The following is a 1,339-nucleotide window of genomic DNA, read 5'->3' as shown; positions in this document are numbered from 1 at the left end:
TGGGACAACTGTGAGACTTGTGGGGTATCGCCCGGGGCGTGAGTTTGGCCCGTGGGACAACTGGCGCTGGCTGCCCTGTTGAGGATCTGTCGGCTCACGATCCCGGGTGCTGCTGCCGTCAGGCCGGTCGTCGTGTCTCGATAGGGGCTTTGCCTCCCAGGCACCGTCACAGTTCTGACCGTCCGCCCGGCCCGGCATCGACCATCAGCCCTATGCCGGAAGAAGACCTATGACCGTCACAAGCATGACTCAGGCGACCCCGCATCAGCACCGTGACTCCTGCCAGGGCGAGGACGTGGTCGTGGGCGTCGATACCCACAAGGATGTGCACGTCGCCGCTGTGATCAGCCGGCTCGGGGAACGGCTGGCCCATCAGTCGTTCCCGACGACCGCTGCCGGCTATCGCCAGTTGCTGAACTGGGCTCGCTCCTTTGGTGTCCTACGCCGTGCAGGAGTGGAGTGCACCGGTTCCTACGGGGCCGCCCTGTCACGCTTCCTGCGCCGAGAGGGCATACAGGTCATCGAGGTCAATCAGCCGGATCGGGCCATGCGCCGCAAGCAGGGCAAGAACGACGCCGTCGATGCCGATGCCGCCGCCCGCGCGGTGCTGTCCGGACGTGCCATCACCATGCCCAAGACCGGGGAGGGCCCGGCCGCCGATATGCGCGTCCTTAGGCTGGCGAAGGACTCAGCGGTCAAAGCCCGCACCCAGGCCGTGAACCAGCTCAAGGCCGTGCTTGTAGGCACCGACCCCGAGCTGCGCGAGTCCTTGTCCAGCCTCAGTAGCTCGGTCCTGATCGTCCGTTGCGCCGAGCTCACCCACGTCGAGGACCCGGCTGTCTTCACGCTTCGGCTGCTGGCGCGGCGGATCCAGCAGCTGACGCAAGAAGTCAAAGAACTCACCCAGCGCATCGCCGGATGCATCCGTGTCTTTCGTCCTGAACTTCTGGAGGTCATCGGGGTTGGGCCGGACAGCGCCGCAGCCCTGCTCATCGCGGCCGGCGACAACCCCGACCGCTTGGCCAGCGAGGCGTCCTTCGCCGCCTTGTGCGGCGTGAGTCCGGTCGAGCAGTCCTCAGGGAAAACCCAGCGCCGACGGCTGAATCGCGGAGGTAACCGGCAGGCCAATGCCGCCCTGTACCGCATCGTCATCACACGCCTGCGCCGAGATCAACGCACCCGCGCCTACCTGGAACGACGCACCAAGGACGGCAAGTCCAAGCGTGAGATCATCCGCTGCCTGAAGCGCTACGTCGCGCGCGAAATCTACCGCCATATCCAGCCCGCCACAGCCGCATCAACTCCACCTGCACCGCTTGACGCAACATAGGGGCATCCT

1 protein-coding gene is annotated in these 1,339 nt (G+C 65.9%); it reads left to right on the top strand.

Translation table 11 applies throughout. The annotated features are described in order from the left end of the window. Positions 1 to 244 precede the first annotated feature (244 nt). Positions 245 to 1,330, top strand: a complete 1,086-nt coding sequence (locus AB0G15_RS43470) for an IS110 family transposase (RefSeq protein WP_362851592.1) — start codon at positions 245 to 247, stop codon at positions 1,328 to 1,330. Positions 1,331 to 1,339 lie beyond the last annotated feature (9 nt).

The organism is Streptosporangium sp. NPDC023825, assembly GCF_040639575.1.
In the GTDB taxonomy this organism is placed as follows: Bacteria; Actinomycetota; Actinomycetes; order Streptosporangiales; family Streptosporangiaceae; genus Streptosporangium.
This window is presented reverse-complemented; position numbering and strand designations above follow the sequence as displayed.

What these genes read in the sequence shown, in the direction of transcription:
- AB0G15_RS43470 (WP_362851592.1), top strand. Translation starts at nt 245, where the DNA reads ATGACTCAGGCGACCCCGCATCAGCACCGTGACTCCTGCCAGGGCGAG.